The organism is Paenibacillus litoralis (assembly GCF_046244365.1).
Classification (GTDB): domain Bacteria; phylum Bacillota; class Bacilli; order Paenibacillales; family NBRC-103111; genus Paenibacillus_V.
Map to the genome: position 1 here is coordinate 979,000 of NZ_CP176395.1, position 25,555 is coordinate 1,004,554.

Below are 25,555 nucleotides of genomic sequence, written 5' to 3' on the forward strand. Positions count from 1 at the left end.
GATTCAATGGACGTAGCCACAGTAGTAAGTCTTATAGAATCGAATTACATGCTTAACAAAGTGCGAATCGTTGAGTCTCCACAAGGGGCCAGCAATATTACCCGCTATGTTCGGGCGGAGAACCAACAATATGTGTTACGTATCTACAGTCAGAAGCAAATAGAGAAGGTTATCGGGGAGCACGCTGTTATTTCTAAGCTTAGAGAACGGAAGTTCGTGTATGAGACCCCCGATTTTTTGACTACAAAAACGGGAAAAACCTACGTGCAAAGTAACGGGCTTCTTCTAGCCTTGTATCCCTATATTCCCGGGGAGCCTTTTAAACGAGAGCAAATTCATGAGTTTGGAAAAGCACTCGGTTACAGCCTCTCGTTTTTTAAATCCATTCCTCCAGAAGAACTGACTCAATCGAACGACAACCTTTATAAAGCCTTTCTTCAATCAAAAATAGTTGATCAAAATACTTTGTACAATCGACTTATCCAAACACCTTTTCATTTTTCAAAAGAGGATGCCAAAGTTTTGACGGATGAAATGGAACGGCAATCCGGCTTGGTTGTACGCTACTCCCAACTACCCCATCAACTCATTCATGGCGACCTTATCAGACTGAATGTATTGTTTCATCCCACAAAACAAGATGTGACCGGCATTCTCGATTTTGAACTTGCCGCAGTATCGATTAAAGCATTGGAAATAGCCACCAGTCTTACATCTTTGCTGCGAATGAATGACTTGGATGATGAAGATATGTTCTCCAGAGTGGATGAGTTTATCTCCGGGTTTAAACAATACGAAATTATTAACCCCACAGAGATCGAATTGCTCCCTCAATTAATTATGCTAAGACTTGCTTCCGTATCTTTGTTTCATATTAACAGATTTGCAGCCGACCAGAAGAGCGATTTCATTGTACGTTACTATTCGTTTTACTTGGCATGGCAAAAGTGGCTTACCGTAAACGGCGATCGACTTCAGCATATCTGTAAAAAATAGTTTGGGGAAGTTGATTATAGGAGGTGAATCGTTTTGAGTAGCTACCACAATAAAGCTGCATCGTTGAAATATCCATTTGATTGCTTAACGGATCTGGTATTTGTCCCGGATGAAGAAATCATTCCGTCAGATATTATCCTTGTCCCTGGCGGGAGTCATACAATGCCCATGAAGATTGCATCGGAATTATATATAAAGGGTATAGCGCCATACCTATTGCCTTCCGGCGGGTATAATTCAAAAATCGAAAAAACGGAGTGGGCATTTTTAAAAGACATTGCTATTTCCTTAGGGGTCCCAGAAGATAGAATCCTTAAAGAAGACCAGGCGAAAAACACATTTGATAATGCAAGGAACTCATGGAATGTTATCAATGAACGGCAAATTGAAGTAAACCGTGCCATTATTGTGTGTAAATCTTATTTTTCACGGAGAGCACTGATGACTTATCAAACGGTTTTCCCGCCGAGTGTAACTTTTCAGGTTAAGCAAGATGAATCTCGTATAAGCAGAAAGAACTGGTACTCTGATGAAACTAGTATTAAAACCGTTCTAACTGAAGCTGAAAAAATCACGAAATATTTTGGCCAGCATATCCCAAACTGGGTTAATCAGAAAGAACACATGGTTTGAACTAACGAAAACAAGTGCATCATGACAACAGGATGTCGGCAATCAACGCAGCGGCAGCCAAGGACTTATATGCGTCCCGAGCTGCCGCTGTGTCTACAGCCTGTCTTCGGTAAGTCCGCCGAATCGTAAAAAATCCGCTTGACCCTGACATTGGTGTCACGGTTTATAATAAAGCTACATCCACCTGCAGGGGAGTAATGGCATTGAAAATCGGCGAATTGTCCAAGGCGACGGGCGTCAGCGTCCGCTCGCTGCGATATTACGAGAAGCAAGGGCTTTTGACGGCTTGGCGGACGGCGAACGGGTACCGGGAGTATTCTCCTTTTGCCGCCGAGCAGGTGCAGTCGATCAGGCTGTACCTCAGCCTCGGCTTGACGACGGAGCAAATCGCCGGGTTTCTGCACTGCGTCATGAAAAATAAAGAGGCGTTCTGCCAGGAAATACTGCCGGTCTACACGCAAAAGCTGACCGAAATCGAGAACCAGATTCAGCTGCTCTCGTCGATCAAATCCAATCTGGAAGAGCGGATTGAGGCGATTAAAGCCGAAAATCCGGATATAACGGAGGGAAACGAAAATGGCTGTAATTGATGTAACGGATAACGATTTTACTGCGAGCATTCAATCCAGCGGGGTGACGGTCGTCGACTTCGGAGCGCCGTGGTGCCCGCCGTGCAAGGTGCTGCTCCCGATCCTCGAAGAGCTGTCCGGCGAGCTGGGCGGCAGCGTACCGATCCTGAAGGTGAACGTCGACGAATCGCCGGTTTCGGCCGGCCGGTTCGGGGTGATGGCGATGCCTACCGTCATCGTCTTCAAGGACGGGGAGCCTGTCGAGAAGCTGGTCGGCCTACGGACGAAGTCCGCATACGCCGCCGTGGTCGCCAAGCTGGCGAGCCCGCTGCCCCAATCGCCGGCTGCGGCGCAATAAAACAATCGGGAACTCCGCCGGCGCTTGGTGCCGGCGGGGTTCTTTTTGTATCGGCATCCCGTTGCAGTCAGCACATGGGGACGGGTTATCTGTTCGTTTTCTTTACATCGTTCCGCAGGGAAGTGCTCTATACATGTCGAATAATAAGAGATATGAAAAGGACCGTGAGCAGCTTTACTTGTCTATTTGCCTTCAAATCAAATAAGAATCCCCCGATAACTTGCGCTGTTTACGTAAAGTCCGGATGCGGACCGTGGATTCGGTACGCGCTGCTGCTCATTGTCTGTTGGCTCGTTACGGGATGCGGAGGACCGATAGCCTCCGCGTCGGCACAGCAGGCCCATAAGGCGGAACAGGGCGTGCTTGACTTATCGGAATGGGTATTTACCGAAGACGGGAATGTCAAGCTGGCGGGAGACTGGGAGTTTTATTGGGAAAGGCTGCTGGAGCCGGCGGATTTCACCGGGGGCCGCAAGCCCGAGATGACCGGCTATATCTCCATTCCCCATTCCTGGAACGGCTATCCGGTAAAGGGCGAGCCGCTGCCGGGCTTAGGGTTTGCGACGTTCCGGCTGACGGTCTCCATTGACGGAAATGCCGTCAACTCGGAGCTTGCCTTGAAGTTGCCGACGATTTTTCATGCGTATAAGCTGTGGGTCGGCGATGAGCTTATCGCATCGGTCGGGCAGGTCGGCAGCAGCCGGGAGAAGACCGTTCCCAGCCTCGCGACCCGGGTTGTTACGTTCAAGCCGGAGAAAGCAAGCGTTCAGCTTGTTCTGCAAGTGGCCAACTTCCATCATCTGCGCGGTGGCGTAACCAAATACATGGCTTTGGACACGGCCGACCGGACGATTCATCAGGCGAGCTTGAAGATAGCGCTGGACATGTTCGTGACCGGCAGCCTGATCATGATCGGCGTATACCACTTATTTTTGTTTGCGCGCCGTTCCAAGGACCGGGCGCCGTTCTATTTCGGCTTGTTTTGCTTGATATGGGGGGTGCGTTCGCTGCTGGTCGGAGAAGTGATGCTGACCAAGCTGTTTCCGGCATTTCCGTGGGAAGCGGAACTGAAGCTGGAATATTTGGCGCAATTCGCGGGAACATACATTTTCACCATGTATATCCGCAGCATGTACCCGAAGGAAACGCCCTCGTTCGTCTACCGCATTTCAGGCCTCACGACGGGGGCTTTCAGCCTGTTGACTATGGCGACGCCAGCACGCGTGTATACCCAAGCGCTTGTCGGGTTTCAGTGGATTGCATTCGTTCACTTAGCCGTATTGTTGGCGATCATCGCAACGTCCGTCGCGCGGAGAAGAGAGGGCTCCGTTCTGCTCCTTGTTGCATCGGTTGTCGCTTTTCTGACAGCGCTTAACGACTATCTCTTCTATGGGGAAAAGTTGCTTATCGGCAATCTGTCTCCGCTCGGCCTGCTGCTGTTTACGTTTGCCCAAGCGTACTTGCTGTCCGCACGGTTCTCGGCGGCTTTCAGCGAAGTGGAGCAGCTTTCCCGCGAATTGCAGACGACCAACGAGCAATTGGCTCATTTGAACAAAAATCTCGAAGGCGTTGTCGCAAAGCGCACGCAGCAGATTTCCGAAGCGCACGACCACTTAAGCCGGTCGTTCGAAGAGCAGCGCCGAGCGGAAGAGGCCCGCCGCAGGCTGCTGGCGTATGTGACTCACGACCTGCGCACCCCGGTCGGGATCGTCATCGGCTACGCGGAGGCCATACAGGACGGGGTATACCCGGAAAGGAACGACAGCTACCTGAAGCTGATTCATAACAAAGCCGTCCGGATCAACCGGATGCTGGAAGATTTATACGACCTGTCGCAGCTGGAGTCTCGCCTGCTGACGCTGGACCTGCATACGGTGCAGGCGTCTTCTTATATGCAGGACATTCGCGAGCGCTACGAGTGGGAGGTAAGCCGTTCCGGCCTGCTGCTGCTGCTGGAGCAGCCGGCTGCAGCTCGGCATGAGGCCGTAAGGATGGATCCGGACCGGATCGAGCGGGTGTTCGCGAATTTAATCGGCAATGCGCAAAAGTTTACGCCCTCCGGCGGCAGCATAACGCTCTCCTGGAGGGAGGACGATCGCGGCGGTTTCTTATTCCAGGTGAAGGATACCGGGTTCGGGATCGGCGAGGAGGAGCTGCCGCATTTGTTCGAACGGAACGGCCATAAGAGACGGGTTCCGGCCCGCGAGCAAGAAGGCAGCGGACTGGGACTGGCCATCTGCAAAGAAATCGTCGAGATGCACGGCGGCGCCATCTGGGCGGAAAGCGCCGAAGGGGAAGGCAGCACGTTCCGCTTTACGCTCCCCGCAACCGGCGCTATGCGCGGCCGAGGCGAATCGACGCGGTCATAGCGTCTGCCGGCGCCGCTCGGGCCGGCTCTTACGCTACGGCGCGTTTAAGGCTGCGCCCATAATCTTCGTACGTCGCATGTACCGCCGCCGAACGTAAGGCGGTACACATCGGGATTGCTGAGCCGCTTCCACTCTTCAAAACCGAAACCGGGGTTAAAGCGGTTAATCATTAACGACAGTAAGGCTCCATGCGTGACCAGCACGATATCGCCCTCTTCCCGCGCCAAAGCGTCCTTAATGGCTCCCGCACCCCGTTCTGCGGCATCCCGCGAAGACTCTCCGCCCTCGAAGGCCAAATCGGGATCCAAGTACGTTTGCTTGAGCTTCTCCATCCAGTCCGGGTAATCGGCGGTGCTCAGCACTCTTTCCTGCAGCCTGTCATCCCGCTCGCAAACGAGCTCGCGCTGCAGGCACAGCGGTTCAGCCGTTTGAACGGCTCTCGTAAAAGGGCTGGCGATAACGGCGCCGACCCGGATTTCCGCGAAAAAGGCGGCAAGCTCCTGCGCCTGCCGCAATCCTTCGGCCGTCAGCTTGGCCCCCGGCTCCTGGCCCTCCGCTTTGCAATGCCTGACAAGATAAAGTTGTTTGGAGGTCACGCTTCTTCTCTCCTTTTCCTAGTTACTCATGATCATCATACTACATGTTGCGGCGTACTTTGGCTGGAGAAAAAAATGTTGCCTGCACGATTCCGTATACGCCGGGACGCTGGAGGGGAGGGCAGCCGGGACGCTCAGCTCCGCTCCGAAAGGCGAAAAAAGGGAATTTGTCTGGCAGCACCGAATACAAATAGAGAAGAAAGGCAGGTGTCTGCATGGCATTATGGGCGATCTGGCTAATTATTGCGGGTGTTCTATTGGTAGTGGAAATGATGACGCTGACGTTCTATCTGCTCTGGCTGGGCATAGGCGCCGTAATCGCGGCAGTCGTGGCTCTGGCGGCGCCCGACTCCTTCGTGCTTCAAGTACTGGCCGGTTGTGCCGCCGCATTAGTGCTGACGGTATTCACGAAGCCGCTTACCCGGCGGTTCCGCGCGTCGAGAGGCTACAAGGACGCAGTGGACGACCTGATCGGCAAGCAGGGCATCGTGATCGAAGACATCGGGCACGGGAAGCAGGGCATCGTGAAGGTCGGGGGCGACATGTGGAGCGCCGTTTCGAACGAAACGCTGAACAAAGGCGACACCGTTATTATCGTCAGCCGGGGAAGCGCGGTACTGGAAGTACATAAATGGGGAGGGATTTCGTAATGGGTATCGCGGTTACGATTGTCATTCTGGTCATTGTCGTCGTTATTGTCGCGCTAACGGTTAAAATCGTGCCGCAGCAGCGCGTAGGAGTGGTGGAACGGCTGGGCCGCTTTAACCGGCTGCTGACGCCGGGCATCAATATTCTCATTCCGATTATCGATCAGGTCCGCACGTACCACGATCTGCGCATCCAGCAGGCGAACGTGCCGCCGCAAACGGTTATCACGAAGGACAACGTGCAGGTGCAGATCGACACGATCATTTTTTATCAGGTTACCGGGCCCGAGCAAGCGACGTACGGCATTACCGATTACGTGTACGGGGTTCGCAACATCAGCACGGCGACGATGCGGCAAATTATCGGGAAGATGGAGCTTGACGAAACGCTTTCCGGCCGGGAAAAAATATCGACGGACATCCGTATAGCGCTGGACGAGGCGACGGAAAAATGGGGCGTGCGCATCGAACGCGTCGAGGTCATCGACATCAAGCCGCCGCTCGACATTCAGGAAGCGATGGATAAGCAGATGAAAGCCGAGCGCAGCAAACGCGCGATTGTGCTTGAGGCGGAAGCGGCCAAGCAGGATATGATCTTGCGCGCGGAGGGCGACAAGCAAAGCAAGATTTTGAAGGCGGAGGGTGACAAGGAAGCGAGAATTCGCGAAGCCGAAGGTCTTCGTCAAGCGCAGGAGCTCGAGGCATTGGGGCAGGCGAAGGCGATCCAAGCGGTTGCCGAAGCCGAGAAAACGCGTATCGAGCTGATTCGCAGCGCCGGACTGGACGACAAGGTGCTGACGTACCGCTCGCTGGAGGCGCTGACCGATATTTCGAACGGGCCCGCGAACAAGGTGTTCCTGCCGACCAAAGCGCTGGAGACGCTCGGCAGCATCGGCGCGATCGGGGAAATGCTCAAGACGGACAAAAAGGAATAATAGCAAACGGCGGACCGCTGACGGTTCGCCGTTTTTTGGCATGCAAGGAAGGTTCTCTTTCTCATGACGGAGCAGAACCGGTGTCCTCAAGCATGCTGCAGATCATACAACATTTAGACGTTAGAGGGGGGCTGAACAAATGCAATGTTGTAATTTTTGCAGCAATTTTGGCGGAAAAGGGATCGTTACGAGAAACGTTTAATCTTCGTCCGGCTCCGTTATGTACGTGCATGCGAAGCGTTCTACGCCGGGATACTTTTCGCCGAGGCTCTCGATCATAAATCCGATGCTGCGGTAGAAATCGACAGCTTCCTCGTCGGTTTCCGCTATGATCTTGGCCGGATTGTGCTGAAACAGAAGCTCGAGCACGATTCCTCTGCCGTAGCCTTTTCCGCGTTCCTCCGGAACGACCGCGATATGCTTGATTTCCATGACACCGGCTTCATCCAAACGGAATCCGGCCAGGCCGACGAGCGCGCCCTCGTTTTCGTAGCCTGTGAGGTGAGCGCGATCCTCATGCTTGTAGGTATCCACGGCTTTTTGCACCTTCTCGGGATCCGGGAATATGGCAAGACCCAGCAGCTCCTGCACCGCGGGTTCTTCCAGCCTTGCTTTTAAATCGATCAACATAGGTAACTCTCCGTTTCCGTTATGGTCAAATCGGTACATGCTTTCCGCTTAGTATACATGCTTTTCGGGGCGGACGAAACCTCTGCTGCCGTTCGATGAAAGCCGCAGCAAGCGAGCGGATCGAAATCTTTGGGCAGGATGGATTCAACTTAGCGGGCTCCGAGCGTGCTATTGCGTTTTTGCGGAGTATGCCACAAAATACAACTAACATAACAAAAAGCAGCCGATTCAAGCCGGCCGCTTTTGAACAATGGAGGCATTTCCATGAGTCAACGCTATCGAATTACAAGAGCGCTTCAGGAAAATGAAAATTCGGCGCAAATCATATCTTTGGAAGAATGCAAACGGTATTTTGCGACCAAGCCCGATTTTGCCTATACATCGGTGTTTACGGTGACAGGCGCTACCAGCATGTCCATTGAGGGAGATTTTTTCATGTGGAGCTGCGGCGATGCGAAGATTCCATTCCGGCATTATCAGGGAGATATATACGTATCCGGCGCCAATGAAGCGGTGATCCCCAAGATGATCGAGGTTGCGGGCGAATTGGGTGCGGATGTGCTGGAAGGATAGCTAGCGGCACACGATTGAGGGGGAGCTTGCCCGGCGGCAGCCCCTCTTTTTTTAGGTCCTGCAACCAAGCTCTTCCATAATTCGTTATAGTATTGGAAACCAAAATTTGTACCGTATGCTCGTAGGAGAGGCTGGCTAGGGCTAATGAACAGACTATTCGAAATACGGAAAGCAATCGACGGACTCTCCTCGCGGGAAGCGAAGCAGCTCCTCATGCTGATCATGCTGCAAATGGACTTGGACGAACCGAATGACGAGGCGAAAGCCGGTCTATATGAAAAGGTGAAGGAGCTTTACAACGAGCTTCTCGGCCTCAAAAATCGAATGGAGGACGGGGAGCCGAACGCTGCCGCCTCTACGGTGCATATCGTGTTCGGAGATTCCATTGCCGGAAGCTTGAAATTAGCCATAAAGCAGCAGGGATGTGCGGATACGAACAAAGTGATTTGCTTCCGCGATCTATTTTCAATCGGTCCGCTGTGGCGGCTTCATGAGGAAGCCGGGCGTTTAGAAAGAAGCCGGTGGTTCAGAGACAATATTAACGATGGCTGCGAGGATGGTGATCGTGATCGTGATGATGAAGCCTATTATCATAAAATATCAGAGCAATTTGCGAAAATTCCCGCTGAAGCGTCCGTCGTGATATGGAGCGGTCATAACGCCCACGAACAAGTCGGGTTGCGGTATGCCGTTTATTTGCTAAGGAACCGTCGGAATGACATCGTTGTTTTTGATGCGGCGGAGGCTTGTCAAAGAAGGTTCAACACGGTCGAACGTTCAATCGACTATTTACATGCCGGAGAAATCCACCCAGAAAAGCTGCAGGCTGTTTTTGGGGAAATCCAAGAAGGCGGACCTCTCGCACACGAAACAAGACAGCTGCTCGAGCAGGAATGGCTATCCCTTGCCGAACACCATGAGGTGCTCCGTATATGGACGGGAGAACGGATACGGAACGTCGATGAACATTATTTCGATTCCTATCTGCTGGAAACGGTAGAGAAGCTGCATAACGACGATTTTATTAAGGCGGCCAGGGTAATTGGCGAAGCGCTCGGATATTGCGAGCAATATATCGGCGATAGCTATTTGGAATATCGGCTGAGACACCTCATCTATAGTGGCCGCTTGGAAATCAAGGGAGTACCGCGAGCGATGAGATATTATAGCGTACGGCGCAAATTTTATTGGAAGCAGGCGAGAACGATGAACTATGTGGCATTGGGCGATTCGATTACCGCTTTTCGCCCGGGCGTCAAGACGTACTTTGAACGGCTGCAGGAGAACGGAGCGGAGCTCGGCTTCGCGGAGATGACCAACAGCGGCGTGCCCGGCTGGAACACGGCGAATGTGCTGGCCGATCTGGACAGCAAATGTCTCCGGCTGAACCCTTCGGTCGTCACGATCATGCTCGGTACGAACGATCATGCGATTTACAAAGGAACGGACGCTCCGGCGGTATCGGAGGAAAGCTACGAGAGGAACCTGCGTCAAATAATCGACCGGATTCTATCGGTAGAAGGAGAAGACGGCGTCCGTCCTGCAAACCGAGCCGTCATTTTGATGACGCCTCCATTTGCGTCAACGCATGTCAACGTAGCGGGAACGGACGTCAGCCAGAGCCGGTTGCTCGCGTACTGCGAGATCGTCAAAAGGCTAAGCCGTGAGAAAAGCACGGGCTTGGTCGACGTGAACACGATTACCGGCGAAGCGGCCGGGTGGGATGACGACCGTTATTTTCAGACGTTTACGGATAAGAACGACGGCGTTCACTTAAACAGCGAAGGCCAACAAATCCTTGCACCGCATGTCAGAGAGGCCATTATCCAAGCCTTGGAGGCTATCCGCAAATAGGCAAAAGCCGGTCGTCCCTAGCGGACGGCCGTTTTTTTTGCGTAAACCCGTCGCAATCAGCCCGGCCAAATCTCGAGCTTCGGCCACAGCGTCCGCCAGTTTTTGCCGGCTGCTCTAGCTTCGTAGTAGGCGGGGTCTTTGAACAAGGGGCTTTTCCTGACCCGCAGCTCGAAAATGTCTTCAAGTCCATACGGGCTAAGGAAGGAAATCCGGTCGTCCTCTTCGAGGCGGACGGCGATGGCCGTAACCGTTTCCGGCCAATGGCTGATGGCGTCTTCCACCGAGCGGTAAGGGGCGTCGCCGTTGCGGATATGCATTCTCGCCTGATTTTTGACGGACCAGACAGCGGTGCCCGTCTGCCGCGCCAGCCGTTCCTCGTATTGCTTCTCCAGCCGTTCGTCAGTCTCGTCCGCGTCGTAATAGATGATGTCGATATCGTTGAGCGGCGTACGGTGCTCGTAACCATGTAGACGATCCCACAGGTAGTTTCGCACGTAGCCTGCGGCTGCGTACCAGTCCGGCAGATTCAGCTGCCGCAGCATGCGAAGCTCGTTCATCATCTCGGCATTGCTTCGTATAAGCTCCAGAAAGGTATCGGTGTAACGGGTCACTCGGCATTCCTCCTTGTCGGATCGTTCGTTTCATTGTCGGCATATAGCGCCAGCAGCGTCAGATAGGGGTCGCCGGTCAGCCCCAACGCCCGGGCGAAGGCGGGCTCGGTTTTGACGCCTCCCGTCTTCAGTACGCGAACGGCGCTTTTGAGCGCCTCCCCGTGCTCCTGCAGCAGGCGGTGTTCGACGACCATGTGCCGAAAACCGTTCTGCCCGGTTACCGGAACCGGCTGCCCGAACAGCTCGATGGGCCATTCGCCGGCGGTAAAGTTGATTTTCACGCGCGGGATCCCGTCTACGGTGCGCCGCACGCAGGCGAAGCCGTCCAGATGGCCGTACAGGCTGCGGACAAGGCGCTCGAAAGCGTCGAAGTCGCGCACCTCGCAGACGATATCGAGATCGCTTCCGGGCACGTCGATATCGAGCGGCACCGTACCGGCGAGAAGCGGGGTGAACGCGCTCAACTGACGCAATAGAGCTAGGCTTTCCAGCACGTCGTAGGCATTCTTCTGCCGCTCGTTTCCTGCAAGCAGATAGGTAATGTCCGACCAATCCGGCTCCATAGGGCTTCCTCCGTTCGTGTTCTCTTTTCTGCCGAAACGCTTGCGCTTATAATGGTAACAAGTAAGGGGGAGCGGCTGGGTTGGCTCAAAAAAGACAGATGTTCAAAGGGATGCTCGGCGTCCTATTCGCCGCGGTAATCGCTATTTTCGTACACGAAGCGCACTCGATTTATTTGGAAATCGGGCCGCGGCAAAATCTTTACAACAAAGCCGCCGACACGGCGCTAACCGGCGAGCGGATCGGCGGGCTTGTCCTGCTCCAGAGCGTAAGGACGATTACCCCTGCGCTTCTCCTGCAGCAAGGTCATGACGACTACGACTATTACAACGGCGCTAACGGCCTTACGATTGCCACCGGACGGGGAAGCGAGGGCATAGTCCGCATCGCCGCCGCGCGCGAGAACCGAACGGCCAAAGGCATCGGGATCGGCAGCAAGCGGGAGGACGTCATAGCCGCTTATGGGAAAGGGTATTACAAACGCAGCGAGCAGGGCGCTTCCGTCATCGGTTACGTCGATAAAACGGCGGGACAAACGCTGGAGTTTTGGCTTTTGGAGGGCAAAGTAGCGATGATTCGGCTCGATTCCGCCGATATGGAATGAGCGGATCTCATCGCAGGCTCTATTTCAGCAGCTTACGGAGGAAGACGTTCCCCTCCCACTGCGGACCGTAAGTATCCGGCAGCGTTGCGACGGGAACAAACCCGTTTTTGCCGTAAAAGGCTATTACGTCGTAGTCCTCCGCGTAGGCCATCATGAACATGCAGTATACGCCTTTGTCTCTAAGATAGTTTTCCGCGTACTGCAGCAGCACCGATCCGTAGCCTTGCCTCCGGTATTCCGGATAAACGCCGATATCGAGCACCTCGGCTCTCATGCCCAGCGCGGGAATTCCTTCCGGCGCCTCTTCGTGCAGCACGGCGACTAAGCCGGCCGGCCGTTCGCCATCGATATAGTAAGCAAAAAATTTCACGCCCCGCAAGTAGTGCAGCCTTATTTTGCGCTGCAGCCATTCGGCATGATTCGGGTTGGCGATATTCAGCTTCGTATGCTCGATTTCGGCCATTAAACCGAAAAAGGGGGCAAACGCCGACTCGGAAATCTCTTTAAACAAGGTCATTCTCCTTCGAACGATTAGTAAGGCGGACGGAATGCTTGCCGCCAACGGACCGCTCATTCCAGTTTACGCCGCCAACCGTCCCTCCCTGAAACGAAACTTCGCCTATAATCGTTTTTTCTTGTCAAGTAGAGGGTGTCCGTAACCTACAGCGCCCCTTTTACAGAGCAGCCTTAGTCCTAGTCCCCCATGTAGCGCCGCTTGCGGTATTCCGAGGGAGACAGCCCGTACTGCGCCGAGAACTGTCTGGAAAAATAATGGATCGACGGATAGTCCAGCTGCTCGGCGATCGAGGTGACGGAGCGGTTGCTTTCCAGCAGCATCACCTTTGCCTTCTCCAGCTTCAGCTTCACGATGTACTGCTGGGGAGACATGCCCGTCGTCTGTTTGAAAAGCGTGTGGAACTGCGATTTTTGCAAGCCGCTCTCCCGCAGCCACGCGTCGTAATCGGGCAGCTGCCCGGGGCTTTCCGCCGCATGCTCGACGATACGCCGAATCCGGTAATCGGCGTTTCCCTTGGGTGCCGCCGCGATCCGGTGAAGCTGCAGCAGCCAGCCGTACAGCAAGGCGTTCGCCGTTTGCTGCCGGTAAGGCATCGGCTCCTGCTCGAACAGCCTGGACAAGTGAAGCAGGTCGTCCGAGAGTCTCGGGAACGGCTGCAGACTCATATGCTCCGGGAGGGCCTCCAGCTCCGCGCACGGCTCGATACCGCTCATCGCCTGAGACTCGAAGGTCTCGTAAGCATAAGCGAAATGCCTGTCCTCCGCGGCCCTCGGCTCCCACAGATCGAAGTAAACGTTATAAGAGAGCATCGGAGCGGCTTCGTCGTTGATGAAGGTATGAGGTACGCCGGGCGGAATCAGGAGCAGATCGTTCTTCTCCGCCGGATAACGCTTGTTCCGGATCGTGACGGCGCCTTTGCCCTCAATGAACAAATGGAGCGCATAACGGTAGCCGTAGCGGTACGTTTCGTGAAATGTACCGTGGAAACGGTACGGGTGGGCGTTGCGGATTGCCGGTTTGATCTCGCTAAGCAGCATCGCCTTGCATTCTCCTTTGTACCGGGTTCTGTTGCTTCTGATTTTACTAAAATTATGCCGCACGGCATAGCGCGAACATGAAGAGGGCATATAACGAAAAAAGGACCCCGAAGGGTCCTTTGCTGCAGCAATGGCAGGGCATCGCAAGATGACTTGGGCGCCTTGTCGTCGCCTCGCGATGGAACGGCTAATCGACGGTCAGCACGACCTTCCCGCGCACGTGTCCGGTAGCGACCTCGCGGTGAGCGTTGGCGGCCTGTTCGAGCGGGAACGACTTCCAGATGTGGACGCGGAGCTTCCCTTGCCCGTACAGTTCGGCAAGCTCGGCTAGCCGAGCGGCCGACCGCTGGCTGCGAATGCCGCGAATGCCCATCTGCTCCGCTAGTTCGAAGGCGGCGATCGTGCCGATACGGTTCCGGTCGCTCACCAGTTCGACCGAAGCATGCACGGCTTCGCCGCCGACGGCGTCGAATGCGGCGCTCACGCCGTCAGGCGCGAGGGCGCGCACTCTGTCGACAAGGCCTTCTCCGTAGGCAACGGGGATAGCCCCGAGCGAACGGAGGTATTCATGGTTCCGTTCGCTGGCCGTTCCGATCACCGTAGCTCCCCAAGCTAGAGCCAACTGGACGGCGAAGGTGCCGACTCCGCCGGCGGCGGCGTGAATCAGAACGGTATCGCCATGGCCAATGCCCAGCGTGCGCAATGCGGTATGGGCCGTTTGTCCGGAAGCCGACATTACGCCTGCGGCCTCCCAAGGCATGCCGGCCGGCTTGGACACGATCTGCTCGGCGTCGGCCACGACATATTCGGCATAGCATTCGAGCATCCTGAAGCCGATGACCTTGCTGCCGATCGAGAAGCCGGTTACCCCCTCTCCGATCTGATCCACTATTCCTGCGAATTCATTGCCAACGATTTGCGGAAACTGCACGGTTGCGCCGGGAGGCGTCCAACCGGTGCGAACAGCCAAGTCGGCCGGCTGGACGCCGGCGGCTTTGACGCGGACGCGAACTTGACCGGGCCCTGCCTGAGGGTCCTCGAACGTCATGACTTGCAGAACGTCAGGCGAACCGAAAGAGTGAAACCCTATTGCTTTCATCGATAATCCCACCTTGTTTGGGAGTGATTTGTTCGTTTGCATGCTTCATTCTATAATGGATGTGTCATAAATAAAAATATATCTTAATAGATCGTATATATGCCTTTCAGTATATGAATGAACGGGGAGGGCGCATGGAACTGCTGCAGCTGCACTATTTTCGTACGGTCGCCAGACTGGAACATATGACCAAAGCGGCGGAGGAGCTCCGCATTGCGCAGCCGGCCCTCAGCAAGACGATCGCCCGTCTGGAGGAAGATTTGGGCGTTTCGCTGTTCGACCGGCAGGGACGGCAAATCCGCCTTAACGCAATCGGCAAAGCGTTTTTGGAGAAGACGGAAGTCGCTCTGACGGCGCTTGAGGAGGGGCGTAGGGAAGCGGCCGATCTCGCAGGCTTGGAGAAAGGACGCGTTTCCTTGGCGACCTCTACCTTGAACCGGTTATCCGAGCCGTTGAGCGCTTTTCGCGTTTTGCATCCGGAGGTCAATTTTCGCATTACGCAGGCTTCCATGGAAGGGCTCGCGCAGCTGGCAGGCAGCGGCGAGATCGACTTCTGCTTTACCGCAATGCCCATCGAACGGCCCGGAATCCGGGAGATGCCCGTGCTCCAAGAAGAGATTTATTTGGCCGTGCCGCCCGGCCACCGGTTTGCGGAACGCCGCAGCATCAGCCTTCGCGAAGTCGCCGAGGAGCCGTTCGTCGGCTACAAGGCGGGATGCTTTTTTCAGAGTCTGAACGATGCGATTTGCCGGGAGGCGGGAATCTCCCCTACTATCGTGTGCGAAGTCGACGAGCCTGCCGCGGTAGGCAGCCTCGTTCGCGCCGGTCTTGGCGTCGCTATTGTGGGAGCCTGCAAGAAGGACGACCGCGCGTATCTCCCCATGCTGCATATCGAAAACCCCGTATGCCGGCGCACCTTCCGGCTGGCCTGGCACGAAAACCATTATTTATCGAAGGCGGCCCGCGCGTTCCGCGATTTTGTCGCAGCGTATTACGCGGACCCCATCTCTTCTGAAGTCTCCGGAATAAAAGACAAATAAACGGAATGACCTCTCAATACAGGATGACGGCGGCTTGATACAATCGGAGCATGAAGTCAACGTATCCGATCGATCGAGGAGGAGAAGCCGGAATGGCAAACCAGGCAGACAGTCCGAAGGAAGCGGTTGTGGAGGGGCAAGCGAGGGGCAGACGGGGGAAAGCGAGCCTTAACCCGAGGCAGGAGCCGGACTATCGGATAAATACAGGGAGTTTATCGAGCGAACAGCTGGCGCATTACGACCGAGAAGGGTATTTGGTGCTTGCGGATTTGCTGACGGAAGCAGACATGGCTGCCGTGAAGCAGGCGATGACGGACAAAGTGTCGATGATTGCGGATGAGCTGTTTGCAGACGGGCTGATTGCGGATAAGCTGGAGCATCGCCCGTTTCCGAACCGGCTTGCCGAGCTGTTCGAGGGGCTGACCGACCGGCACTTTCTGAAATACGGCCGCAGCTGGCGCGACCGGCTTCCCGGCTATTACGATCTTCAGGCCAATTCGAAAATTTTGGATGCGGTGGAATCGCTGATCGGTCCCGAAATATTCGTAAACCCGGTTTACAATGTACGGCCTAAAGTACCGCGCGTAGCAGCGGGAGCGGTGCCCTGGCATCAGGACAAGTCGTATTGGCCGGACGCGAATGCCAACCCGGTCATCACCGTCTGGATTCCGCTCGTCGATGCGACGCTGGAAAACGGCTGCCTCCATATCAAGCCGCGGACGCATAAGAAGAAGCTGCTTGACTGGCATCATGAAACGGAGACCGGCACCGGCTATACCGCCTTGCACGAGGAGCAGCTCGGCAAACGGAAGACGGTCGTGCTGCCGGTCAGCGCCGGGTCGGCTATTTTGTTCAACGACAGAGTGCTCCATATGTCGACCCCGAACTTGTCGAACTCGGTGCGCTGGAGCGTCGATCTGCGCTACCAGCCGACGGATCAGGACCCGATGCCGCAGCACGGCGCAGGCTTCCTTGGCCGCAGCCGCAAGCACCCGGAGCGGGTCGCGACGCTGGAAGACTGGCTAAACAACCGGCCGGAGCATCCGGCGGAATAATAAGCAGGAAGCACGGATTGGCTTATCCGGTGAAGGGATGTACAGCGCTTTTTAGATGCTGGTGGTTGTACCGGAATAGCGGATTTCTGAGGCGTTATCATGCCCTATTCGACTGTAGAAGAAATCGTGCCCCTAAGGGAAGGCAGTCCTAGACTTCATAAATCTAGGGTTGTCTTTTTTGCTTTCAAGAAAGGAGAACGCCAAATTGAAAAAAAAGGCCGTTATATTAGTTGCAAATGCAACTGATCACTCCTATACTGTAAATAGTAGCAAGTGCAACTAATTACATGAATGATGCACAGAAAAGGTAGAACGTATGCCTTTGCGCGATCTTTCGGCACGAAGCCGAGCATTCGAAAGACGCCAAAGCCGTGTCGTGGTTCGCCCGCAGTTATGCGGCGCAGCCGCACACTGGGGGCTGTGCGCGTCTACGAAAAATCAGCGGAAGGGTGGCTTTTCGAACATGCCCGAACACAAATATACGATTCCTAGATGGATTTCGCTGCTGTACCGGACCGGCCAGACCTATATCGGCAACCGGCTGAAGCACCATGAGGTCGGCAAGGGACAGTTCATGTTTCTGAACGCGTTATACCGGGAAGACGGCTTAAGCCAGGATGAAATCGCCGACTATTTACGAATCGATAAAGGAACGACGGCCAAAGCGCTCAAGAAGCTGGAAGAGCAGGGCTACGTCACCCGGCAGGCGCGGGAGGACGACAAGCGGTTTAACCGGGTCTTCCTGACAGCCGCAGCGCTCGAGATCAAGGACGAGGTGCGGGGCGTTCTGACCGATTGGCGCAGCTTGCTGACGGAAGGTTTTACGGAAACCGAGAAGGAGCAGGCGCTGACGCTGCTCGAGAGAATGGGCGACAACGCCGCGCGGTACATGAAGGAGGCGCCTTCCCAGCGGGAAGAGGAAGACGTTGCGGGCAGGGAGGGGAAGCGGCCATGAACCTCAAGCTCGCCGGACAGCGGCTGATCGACAACAACTTTCACGCGCTGACGCACCGGAATTACCGATACTTCTGGCTCGGGCAATGCGTATCACTAATCGGCACCTGGATGCAAAATATCGGGCAGGCCTGGCTCGTTCTCACTTTAACGGGTTCGCCGTTCCTGCTCGGCCTGATCGGAGCCGTTCAATTTATTCCGGTTACCTGCCTGTCCTTGTTCGCCGGCGTCGTCATCGATAAATTTCCCAAAAAACATATTTTGATCGTCACGCAGTCCGTTTCCATGTGTCTGGCGCTAACGATGGCTTTATTGGTGTTCACCGATACGATCCGGTACGGCCATGTCGTGGCGCTCGCCCTGCTGCTCGGCTTGACCAACACGTTCGATATGCCTACGCGGCAGTCGTTCAATATCGAAATCGTCGGCAAGGACGACTTGATGAACGCGATTGCGCTCAATTCCACGACCTTTAACCTGGCGCGCATTCTCGGTCCGTCGATCGGTGCGGCAATGATGGCGCTGCTCGGCACGGGCTGGTGCTTCCTGCTGAACGGGCTGAGCTTTATCGCCGTCATCTATGGGCTTACGCGGATCAAGACCGTTCCTTATGTGCGCGAAGCCAAGAAGGGCGCGGGCGTCTTCAAGGAAATCAAAGACGGCATATCCTATATCGCCGGCGACAAGCTGCTCTCCCAAACGCTGCTGCTGGTGGCCGTCGTAGGGACGCTCGCTTACAATTTCAGCGTGCTGATTCCCGTCTTTACGAAGGAAGTGCTTCAGATGAAGGAGCAGACGTACGGCGTGCTGATGTCCTGCCTCGGTGTCGGCTCGTTCGCCGGAGCGCTGACGATGTCCTTTCTGAGCAAAAAGGGTCCGCGGCGCAAGCTGATCCTATTCAGCTCACTTGCCTTGTCCGTCTTCTTGATCGTGATCGGACTTACGCGGCTGCCGTGGTTAACCGGACTGTTTCTGGCTTTGACCGGCGTCTCGACGATTCTGTTCGCGACGAACAGCAATTCGACGCTTCAGATGCATGCGAAGGACGAATACCGCGCCAGGGTCATGAGCATTTACTCGCTCGTGTTCGCGGGCTCTACGCCGGTAGGAAGCCTGCTGGCCGGCTACGCGGCGGATCATTTCGGCGCGAACGGCGGCTTCATGATGTGCGGGGCGTTATGTCTGATTTTATGTTTGACCGTCATTTGGCTGTTCCGCAAACGCCCGGAGACCGTGAAGAGCGGCGAGCCGGCCGACGCACAGCAAACGAAAACCGCCTGAGCGAAGGCGGTTTTCGCGTATTTGCAACATCCGTTGCCCCGGCTTCGTTATATATCCAAGAGCCAGGCACATTCTTTTCCTCCCCCGTTTTATGGTAAAATGGGAGTGATTTTGCGGAAAGGACTTGCTGCGGACTATGAATAAGCATATTTTGATTGTCGACGACGACAAGTCGATCGCCAATCTGGTCGAAATTTATTTGCATAACGAAGGCTATGAAGTGACGAAAGCGCATGACGGGCACGAAGCGCTGCGACTGCTGGCCGATAAATCGTTTCATCTCGTCATTCTTGACATCATGATGCCTGGCATGGACGGGCTTGAGGTGTGCCGGGAGCTGCGCCGCGAGCAGGCGATCCCGATTCTGATGCTGAGCGCGAAGGCGGAAGACGGAGATAAAATTCTCGGACTCGTGACCGGGGCGGACGATTATTTGGTCAAGCCGTTCAATCCTCTCGAGCTGCTGGCGAGGGTCAAATCGCTGCTGCGGAGGACGTACGGGCTGAATGCGCAGCTGACGCAGCCGGGCGGAAGTGATACGATCGATATTCATACCGTGCAGATCAACAAGGCAACGCATACCGTCACGGTAGAGGGAAGGCCGGTAAACCTGACTTCGCTCGAATTCGGCATTCTTCACCTGCTGGCCAGTAACCCGAACCGGGTATTCAGCGCGGAGGAGCTCTACGAGCGCATCTGGAAAGAGAAGTATTACCAATCCAATAACACGGTCATGGTCCACATCAGCAACCTCCGCGACAAGCTGGAGAAGGAGACGGGCGGCGTCAAGCTGATCCATACCGTATGGGGAGTCGGATATAAGCTTGTTCCGTAAACTGTTCTACAGCATCCGCTGGAAAATACTATCGATCGTGCTGATGAGCGCCGTTCTGGCGATCGGCACAACGCTTCTGCTCATTCCGGCCCTGCAGATCGCTTCGCGAATCGGGCTGTTCCCTTTTACCGATATCGTACGGACGCTGACACAGACATACGATTTTTCGGTATTTCTGCTGCTGGCGCTGACGGCGTTCTTCTTCTTTATCGTCTATATGCTGATTCTCACCCAGCGGATGATCCGGTATCTGGTCAAAATTACCGAAGCGGTGCAGCAAATCGCGGACGGCCGCTTCGACAGGCGCGTGCCGGTCAACTCGAAGGACGAGCTCGGGGAGCTCGCCGAAAATATTAACCGGATGACGATGCAGCTCAAGACCTCGCTCGAAGAGGAGCGGCGCGCGGAGCGGACCAAGGCCGAGCTGATCACGAACGTATCGCATGATCTGCGGACGCCGCTGACTTCGCTGACCGGCTATTTGGGCTTGATCGAGCAGGACCGCTACCGCGATGAAGTAGAGCTCCGGCACTATGTGCAAATCGCTTATGAGAAATCCCAGAGGCTGACGGTGCTCGTCAACGACCTGTTCGAGTATACGCGCGCCAGCGGCGGCGGCATCAAGCTGAACCGCTCGGCGATCAACCTCGCCGAAATGCTTGGCCAGTTGACGGTTCAATACCGTCATCCCCTGCAGGAAGCGGGGCTGGAGGCGCTGCTGCACGTTCCGGAGACGAAGGTGATCGTTCCCGCAGACGGCGACAAGCTGGTGCGCGTATTCGAAAATCTGCTCGTCAATGCGATTCATTACGGGAATCAGGGCAAGACCGTCGACGTTCACGTGCGAACGGAGGCTTCGGCGGCCATCGTCGAGGTTGTCAACTACGGCGAGCCGATACCGGAAAGCGATATTCCTCATTTGTTCGACCGGTTTTACCGGGTGGAGAAATCGCGGGCCGAGCATACGGGCGGTTCGGGACTCGGCCTTGCCATCGCCAAAACGATCGTCGAGCTGCATGGCGGCGTCATTACGGTGCAAAGCGACCGATGCCGGACCAGCTTCGAGGTGCGGCTGCCGCTAGGCCTGCGCAGATAGCCGCATGGCCGCACGATGTTTGCCGAATGGTAGCGGCAGGTTTACAAGAAAAGAGACCGAGAGGAGAACGGATGACAATGGGCAAAATCGGGCTTTGGGAGAACGCCGAGCCCGGCGTGAGGCGCTGCATTTTGGACGCGGGCAAAGGGATCATGATGATGGAGGTTCATTTCGAGGAGGGCGCGCAAGGATATGTGCACAGTCATCCGCATGAGCAGATGACGTACTGCTTGAAGGGCAGCTTCGAATTCACGATCGACGGCGTCGTCCATTCGCTGAAGGCTGGAGGAACGATTTATATTCCAAGCGACGCCAAGCATGGCTGCAAGGCGCTCGAGCCGGGCGCGCTGCTGGATGCCTTTACGCCGCTGCGGGAAGATTTGCTGGGACAACGCTAAGGAATCGGAAAAAGCCGGGTGAACGAATATTCACGCCGGCTTTTTTGCGGTATGGAAGCGAGTTTTACGAACCCTTACTAACTGCGCTGAACTGCCGAAATAACGACTCCCCAATCCGCTAACTCTGATGTTTCGGTAAACCGGTGATCCTTAACGCCTTCCCGATCCGTTATTATCGATCGAACTCAGGCACGCAATTGCGGTCCCCTGCTTTCGGCGTTTACCGGCCTGCTGCCGGCCAGTTTTTTATTCGCCTTCACGATTAAATAGGGTAGAATCCCAACGGCTATGATACCGAATAAAAAGCCGAAGGCGATGGATTTCGCCATTTTAACAAATTCCATAACTCCCATCTCCATTTGCGAACAAATCAACGGATTACCCACGCTTTTTGTCGCCGCTTCACATATTCTGTGGTGTGAATGATTTTTTTTCGGACCTTCTTTTTGAAGGTCTCTTTTTTATGATTAGGTTCATGTCGCAGCCTCCGGTGCTAGTAGGAATTCCTTGCATTAAAACAACCAAGTGACCCAGTAGGAAAGAATGACCAGCGTAAAGATGGCGGAAACCGGAATGACGACGGAGGTGACCTTCAAATATTGCCCCCATGTGATTTTCACGCCGCCTTTCTTGATAATGTGCATCCACATCAAGGTAGCCAGCGTACCGATAGGCAAGAGGAGCGAGCCGACGTCGCTGCCGATGACGCTTGCCAGATAAGAGATTTTCAGCGTTAAGGGATCGAGTCCCATATTCATCAAAGTCAGCGTACCGACCATCAAGGCCGGGTGATTGTTGAACAAGTTGGACAAGACGCTCAGCAGCACGCCCATCATCACGCTTGCGTTCAGCAAGCTGCCCGACATGACCGGCTGGAGGAGATGAATGAGCCATTCCGTCAACCCGATGTTGTTCAAACCGTAAATGATCACGTACATACTGAAGGCGAAGATGAGAATATACCAAGGCGTTTTTTTGATCATGTCGGTGGGAGGAACCTTCAAATAGATCCAGCGCCAACCCAGCAATAAAGCGGAGCCGATAACGGCCATGAGCGAGACGGGGAAATGGATGTAGGAAGCGACGAACAGGCTGACGCGCACGCAGAAGACGAAGATCAAAATATTCCGCATAAACTTGTTGCGATTTTCCGCTTGATAAGCATCTTTCAGCGGATGGCTCCCCGGCATCAAATTCCATTGCGAGACGGGCGGCAGTTTCTTGGGAAGAACTTTGTAGAAAGTGGCGAACAGGAGACCCGCAAGCAGCACGAGGCCGAGCGATGCGGGAACGAACATCATGGCGGAGTGCATGTAGAGGTCCATATGAACGATCTTGAGCGCAATCAGATTGACGATGTTGCTAACGCCGATCGGCGCGCTGGAGGCCGTTGCGATCAAGGCTCCGGAGAGCAGATACGGTATTTTTTGATGGTTTTTAAGCCCCATGTTCTGCAGTAAAAGCAGCAGGATCGGCGTGGTGATCAGAATGCTGCCGTCATTGTTGACGAACAGCGTCATAAGAAAGCAGAACAGATTCGTCAGCCAGAACAGGCGAATGCCGGATCCCTTCGCTTTTTTCGTCAAGATTTCGGCGGCCCAGTAAAAGAACCCGAAGCTCTCGAGCACGATCGCCATGACGATCGTTGCCATAATCGTGATGGCGGCTCCGCTTATGGTTTCGGTTATTTGTCCCAAATCGGACATCGTAACGCTGCCGCTGAGAAGAACCAAAAGAGCGCCTGCGGTTGCCGGTATTGCCTCATTCACGTTCGGACGCCAGAAAATGAACCCGATCGTCAGGAAGAAGGTGCATACCGTAATGATGACCGTTAAATCATGCATGTGTTAACCTCTTTTCCAAGATCGATTTGTGTGCCTCTCTAGTAATCGATTCTACTTGCAAGAGCTTTGATCGATGTTCCCTACTTCTTTTTCATAGATGGCCCCCCTCGTGACCGTAATCGTTTTTATGTACTGTATTTATACGTACATGGCTTATAACTCGTACTGGTCGATATCCCTAACTCTATGAAAAACCATCTCCTATCATCTATTGATATTTATCAGGTAGTGACGCTTGACGGTTATTGATAGATGACCATTCCCTTTTTTTTTCGGTAGAATTCCGTGGAAGGAAGAGCGGGGTAGAGCCGAAAGGAAGGGGTCGACTGATATGGTTTTTCGTTGACAATGTATCTGCGGCATCTTGTCCTGACGAACGGCGCCTACGGGCAAAGGCTTGCGCAGATGGGGAAAGTCCTGAAGATCGAAACCGTCGTGCTCGATAGCGGCGAGGTGGCTCCTCCGGATCTTTCCCAGCTTTGAGGAGACGCTCGAACAGGATCGGGCGATCACTCACGTAGCCGTCGTCCACTGCGAAACGACTACGGGCATGCTCAATCCGATCGAACAAGTCAGCGAAATCGTCAAACGGCATCATAAGGTTTTCATCGTCGACGCAATGAGCAGCTTCGGCGGAATCCCGATCGATGTGGCGGAGCTCGGCATCGATTTTCTGATCAGCAGCGCGAATAAGTGCATTCAGGGCGTGCCCGGCTTCGGCTTCGTCATTGCGAGCATCGAGCGGCTGCAGGCCTGCCAAGGCCAGGCGCGTTCGCTTTCGCTCGATTTGTACGATCAGTGGAATCAAATGGAGAAAAATGAAGGGAAATGGCGGTTTACATCCCCGACGCATGTCGTGCGGGCGTTCTACGAGGCTTTGCGGGAGTTGGAGGACGAAGGCGGAATTAGGCGGCGTTACGAGCGGTACAAGGAAAACCAGCGGACGCTCGTACAGGGGATGGAGGAGTTGGGCATTCAGGCGCTGCTTCCGGCTGCCTGCCAGTCGCCGATCATTACGTCTTTCCTTTATCCGGAGAGCGGTTTTCATTTTCCTACCTTTTATGCCAAGCTGAAAGCGAGGGGCTTCGTCATTTATCCCGGCAAAATTTCGCAAGCCGATACGTTCCGGGTAGGCAATATCGGAGAAGTGACGGCTGCCGATATGGAACGGCTCTTGGAGGCGATCCGGCAAGAACGGTTCTGGTAAACAGGCGGCATGGAATAAGAGGGGCGGCGGCTATTCCCGGTTAGGAGGCCGTCGTTTTTTGTTTTCCAGGAAATGCCGCGAGGTTATTCCTGCGGATGCAGGCGCCCGCCCGTTTCGAGGGGATACCGCTATTGTCCGGGCTCCGGGTTTCGCGGCCTGTCCTTGCGGCTCCCCCGCAAGGCCCCGGCTAAGAGAAGCAGGACCGGCAGAAACAAACCGTACGAAATCGTATAGGGCACCCATGACTTTACATCCCAGGTTTGGGCGTACACAATGCTCGGATAGATGAAATGAGACAAGGTGATGAGCGCGAGTCCGAGCGGCATGACAATCGTCCGGTAATCGTTCAGCTTGAATGCCTGGGCAATCCCGTAAACGGCCGAATAATAATAGATGCACGTTTTATAGAACATGCCGGTAAACCAAATTCCCGCAACGACGGCCTCGAACCGCTGGAGGAAATCGAATACTCGGATTTTCCCGGCCAGCATAAACGATACGTAGGTCGTTTGCGCCGTTATATCGGCCCGCAGGACCAAAATATCGAGCATCACGATCAAGATCATGACCGTCCCTCCCGTAAGCGTTGCTGTCCAAAAGGATGTTTTCGCTTTAACCGGATTCGCCAGCTGGCTCGGAAAGATCATCAAAAGCACGATAAGCGGCAAGTAAGAGAAGCTGGTATAGGAGAGAGACGCTTTCAGGTGCGGTTTGATTCCCGTTTCCAGCACAGGACGCATGTTGTCGAAATCGATTTGCGGGAGTGTAAAGATGACCAGGATGAAAAATAGAACGACGACGATTGGAAACGCAAGCTCGGCGGAACGCCCGAGCGATTCGATGCCAAGTCGGGTTCCGATGACGACGATGGCGCCGAACAAAATATTGACGGCTTTGATCGGCGTCTCCGGCATGAGCTCCGTTGTCACGAAATTACCGACCCCCCAAATAACGGTGGCGGCGGCGATAATGCCGAAGCTGGCAAAAGAGAGCGAGACGATCGTGCCGAGCCACTTGCCCAACACTTCCAGGCTGATTTCGACAAGCGTCAGCCGGGGATACCGCATAGCAAGGGCTATATAGAGCAGCAGCAGGAGCGCGCCTTCCGCCATTCCGACGATCACGGTTATCCAGGCGTCCTGTTTGGCTTCAGCTGCCAAACCTGAAGGCGTGATCAGGATCGAGGTTCCGACCGTGAACAGGATGACCAGTATCATAAACTGCCTCGCGCTTATTTTCTCATTGCGATTCATTGC

27 protein-coding genes and 1 pseudogene are annotated in these 25,555 nt (G+C 54.7%); 18 read left to right on the forward strand and 10 right to left on the reverse strand.

The window, feature by feature from the left end:
* Window positions 1–6 precede the first annotated feature (6 nt).
* The 5 genes from ACKGJP_RS04120 to ACKGJP_RS04140 all read left to right on the forward strand — a co-directional run bounded on the left by ACKGJP_RS04120 (window position 7) and on the right by ACKGJP_RS04140 (window position 4,925).
* Window positions 7–996 carry a phosphotransferase gene (locus ACKGJP_RS04120; protein ID WP_409344423.1) on the forward strand — a complete coding sequence of 330 codons (990 nt, stop codon included), beginning with the start codon at window positions 7–9 and terminating at the stop codon, window positions 994–996.
* A 33-nt stretch (window positions 997–1,029) separates the two neighbouring features.
* Window positions 1,030–1,629: a YdcF family protein gene (locus tag ACKGJP_RS04125; protein WP_409344424.1), complete on the forward strand. Its 600-nt coding sequence runs from the start codon at window positions 1,030–1,032 to the stop codon at window positions 1,627–1,629.
* Window positions 1,630–1,832: 203 nt separating this feature from the next.
* Window positions 1,833–2,219, forward strand: a complete 387-nt coding sequence (locus ACKGJP_RS04130) for a MerR family transcriptional regulator (RefSeq protein ID WP_409344425.1) — start codon at window positions 1,833–1,835, stop codon at window positions 2,217–2,219.
* Window positions 2,206–2,556 carry a thioredoxin family protein gene (locus tag ACKGJP_RS04135; RefSeq protein ID WP_409344426.1) on the forward strand — a complete coding sequence of 117 codons (351 nt, stop codon included), beginning with the start codon at window positions 2,206–2,208 and terminating at the stop codon, window positions 2,554–2,556. The genes ACKGJP_RS04130 and ACKGJP_RS04135 overlap by 14 nt, the downstream gene beginning before the upstream one ends.
* A 359-nt stretch (window positions 2,557–2,915) precedes the next feature.
* A complete protein-coding gene (locus ACKGJP_RS04140) occupies window positions 2,916–4,925 on the forward strand; it encodes an ATP-binding protein (protein WP_409344427.1) in 2,010 nt (669 codons plus the stop codon).
* Window positions 4,926–4,969: 44 nt separating this feature from the next.
* Here the strand turns inward: ACKGJP_RS04140 and ACKGJP_RS04145 are convergent, their stop codons facing one another.
* Window positions 4,970–5,521, reverse strand: coding sequence for a histidine phosphatase family protein (locus ACKGJP_RS04145; protein ID WP_409344428.1), 552 nt, complete (start codon window positions 5,519–5,521; stop codon window positions 4,970–4,972).
* Window positions 5,522–5,736: 215 nt separating this feature from the next.
* Here ACKGJP_RS04145 and ACKGJP_RS04150 point away from each other — a divergent pair, with 215 nt between their 5' ends.
* Window positions 5,737–6,171 carry an NfeD family protein gene (locus ACKGJP_RS04150; protein WP_409344429.1) on the forward strand — a complete coding sequence of 145 codons (435 nt, stop codon included), beginning with the start codon at window positions 5,737–5,739 and terminating at the stop codon, window positions 6,169–6,171.
* Window positions 6,171–7,103, forward strand: coding sequence for an SPFH domain-containing protein (locus tag ACKGJP_RS04155; protein WP_409344430.1), 933 nt, complete (start codon window positions 6,171–6,173; stop codon window positions 7,101–7,103). The genes ACKGJP_RS04150 and ACKGJP_RS04155 overlap by 1 nt, the downstream gene beginning before the upstream one ends.
* Before the next feature lie 198 nt (window positions 7,104–7,301).
* Here the strand turns inward: ACKGJP_RS04155 and ACKGJP_RS04160 are convergent, their stop codons facing one another.
* Window positions 7,302–7,733: a GNAT family N-acetyltransferase gene (locus ACKGJP_RS04160; RefSeq protein WP_409344431.1), complete on the reverse strand. Its 432-nt coding sequence runs from the start codon at window positions 7,731–7,733 to the stop codon at window positions 7,302–7,304.
* A gap of 264 nt (window positions 7,734–7,997) precedes the next feature.
* Here ACKGJP_RS04160 and ACKGJP_RS04165 point away from each other — a divergent pair, with 264 nt between their 5' ends.
* Entirely contained in the window at window positions 7,998–8,306 is a 309-nt protein-coding gene (locus tag ACKGJP_RS04165) for a hypothetical protein (RefSeq protein ID WP_409344432.1), read from the forward strand.
* 144 nt (window positions 8,307–8,450) lie between these two features.
* On the forward strand, window positions 8,451–10,160 hold the full coding sequence (locus ACKGJP_RS04170; protein ID WP_409344433.1) for a DUF1835 domain-containing protein: 1,710 nt from the start codon (window positions 8,451–8,453) through the stop codon (window positions 10,158–10,160).
* 56 nt (window positions 10,161–10,216) lie between these two features.
* Here the strand turns inward: ACKGJP_RS04170 and ACKGJP_RS04175 are convergent, their stop codons facing one another.
* Window positions 10,217–10,771, reverse strand: a complete 555-nt coding sequence (locus ACKGJP_RS04175; protein WP_409344434.1) for a nucleotidyltransferase family protein — start codon at window positions 10,769–10,771, stop codon at window positions 10,217–10,219.
* The gene (locus ACKGJP_RS04180) at window positions 10,768–11,334 is read right to left on the reverse strand and encodes a DUF4269 domain-containing protein (protein WP_409344435.1); all 567 of its coding nucleotides are present in this window, start codon (window positions 11,332–11,334) and stop codon (window positions 10,768–10,770) included. The genes ACKGJP_RS04175 and ACKGJP_RS04180 overlap by 4 nt, the downstream gene beginning before the upstream one ends.
* A gap of 80 nt (window positions 11,335–11,414) precedes the next feature.
* On the opposite strand from ACKGJP_RS04180, the gene ACKGJP_RS04185 reads away from it, so the two are divergent.
* Complete coding sequence (locus ACKGJP_RS04185) at window positions 11,415–11,936, forward strand: hypothetical protein (RefSeq protein WP_409344436.1); 522 nt, start codon at window positions 11,415–11,417, stop codon at window positions 11,934–11,936.
* Between the two features lie 19 nt (window positions 11,937–11,955).
* Here the strand turns inward: ACKGJP_RS04185 and ACKGJP_RS04190 are convergent, their stop codons facing one another.
* The 3 genes from ACKGJP_RS04190 to ACKGJP_RS04200 form a co-directional block, all read right to left on the reverse strand.
* Window positions 11,956–12,510, reverse strand: a complete 555-nt coding sequence (locus tag ACKGJP_RS04190) for a GNAT family N-acetyltransferase (RefSeq protein ID WP_409344437.1) — start codon at window positions 12,508–12,510, stop codon at window positions 11,956–11,958.
* Between the two features lie 119 nt (window positions 12,511–12,629).
* Window positions 12,630–13,490 carry an AraC family transcriptional regulator gene (locus ACKGJP_RS04195; RefSeq protein WP_409344438.1) on the reverse strand — a complete coding sequence of 287 codons (861 nt, stop codon included), beginning with the start codon at window positions 13,488–13,490 and terminating at the stop codon, window positions 12,630–12,632.
* Between the two features lie 187 nt (window positions 13,491–13,677).
* Window positions 13,678–14,589 (reverse strand): NADP-dependent oxidoreductase, encoded by a 912-nt coding sequence (locus tag ACKGJP_RS04200; protein ID WP_409344439.1) that lies wholly within the window; start codon window positions 14,587–14,589, stop codon window positions 13,678–13,680.
* A gap of 134 nt (window positions 14,590–14,723) precedes the next feature.
* Here ACKGJP_RS04200 and ACKGJP_RS04205 point away from each other — a divergent pair, with 134 nt between their 5' ends.
* From ACKGJP_RS04205 to ACKGJP_RS04235, 7 genes are all read left to right on the forward strand, one after another.
* Window positions 14,724–15,629 (forward strand): LysR family transcriptional regulator, encoded by a 906-nt coding sequence (locus ACKGJP_RS04205; protein WP_409344440.1) that lies wholly within the window; start codon window positions 14,724–14,726, stop codon window positions 15,627–15,629.
* Window positions 15,630–15,721: 92 nt separating this feature from the next.
* Window positions 15,722–16,684: a phytanoyl-CoA dioxygenase family protein gene (locus ACKGJP_RS04210; protein ID WP_409344441.1), complete on the forward strand. Its 963-nt coding sequence runs from the start codon at window positions 15,722–15,724 to the stop codon at window positions 16,682–16,684.
* A gap of 463 nt (window positions 16,685–17,147) precedes the next feature.
* Complete coding sequence (locus ACKGJP_RS04215) at window positions 17,148–17,639, forward strand: MarR family winged helix-turn-helix transcriptional regulator (protein ID WP_409344442.1); 492 nt, start codon at window positions 17,148–17,150, stop codon at window positions 17,637–17,639.
* The gene (locus ACKGJP_RS04220) at window positions 17,636–18,919 is read left to right on the forward strand and encodes an MFS transporter (RefSeq protein ID WP_409344443.1); all 1,284 of its coding nucleotides are present in this window, start codon (window positions 17,636–17,638) and stop codon (window positions 18,917–18,919) included. The genes ACKGJP_RS04215 and ACKGJP_RS04220 overlap by 4 nt, the downstream gene beginning before the upstream one ends.
* Window positions 18,920–19,055: 136 nt before the next feature.
* Window positions 19,056–19,754, forward strand: a complete 699-nt coding sequence (locus ACKGJP_RS04225) for a response regulator transcription factor (RefSeq protein ID WP_409344444.1) — start codon at window positions 19,056–19,058, stop codon at window positions 19,752–19,754.
* Entirely contained in the window at window positions 19,744–20,850 is a 1,107-nt protein-coding gene (locus tag ACKGJP_RS04230) for a sensor histidine kinase (protein WP_409344445.1), read from the forward strand. Before ACKGJP_RS04225 ends, ACKGJP_RS04230 begins: the two co-directional genes overlap by 11 nt.
* A gap of 77 nt (window positions 20,851–20,927) precedes the next feature.
* A complete protein-coding gene (locus ACKGJP_RS04235) occupies window positions 20,928–21,248 on the forward strand; it encodes a cupin domain-containing protein (RefSeq protein ID WP_409347066.1) in 321 nt (106 codons plus the stop codon).
* A gap of 185 nt (window positions 21,249–21,433) precedes the next feature.
* On the opposite strand, the gene ACKGJP_RS04240 is transcribed toward ACKGJP_RS04235, so the two are convergent.
* Complete coding sequence (locus ACKGJP_RS04240; RefSeq protein WP_409344446.1) at window positions 21,434–21,592, reverse strand: hypothetical protein; 159 nt, start codon at window positions 21,590–21,592, stop codon at window positions 21,434–21,436.
* A gap of 168 nt (window positions 21,593–21,760) precedes the next feature.
* A complete protein-coding gene (locus ACKGJP_RS04245; RefSeq protein ID WP_409344447.1) occupies window positions 21,761–23,092 on the reverse strand; it encodes an ArsB/NhaD family transporter in 1,332 nt (443 codons plus the stop codon).
* A gap of 363 nt (window positions 23,093–23,455) precedes the next feature.
* Between ACKGJP_RS04245 and phnW the strand changes: the two are divergent.
* Window positions 23,456–24,299: pseudogene (phnW, locus tag ACKGJP_RS04250) on the forward strand (2-aminoethylphosphonate--pyruvate transaminase); the annotation flags it as partial.
* Between the two features lie 128 nt (window positions 24,300–24,427).
* On the opposite strand, the gene ACKGJP_RS04255 reads toward phnW, so the two are convergent.
* A complete protein-coding gene (locus ACKGJP_RS04255; protein WP_409344448.1) occupies window positions 24,428–25,552 on the reverse strand; it encodes an endospore germination permease in 1,125 nt (374 codons plus the stop codon).
* Window positions 25,553–25,555: the final 3 nt, after the last annotated feature.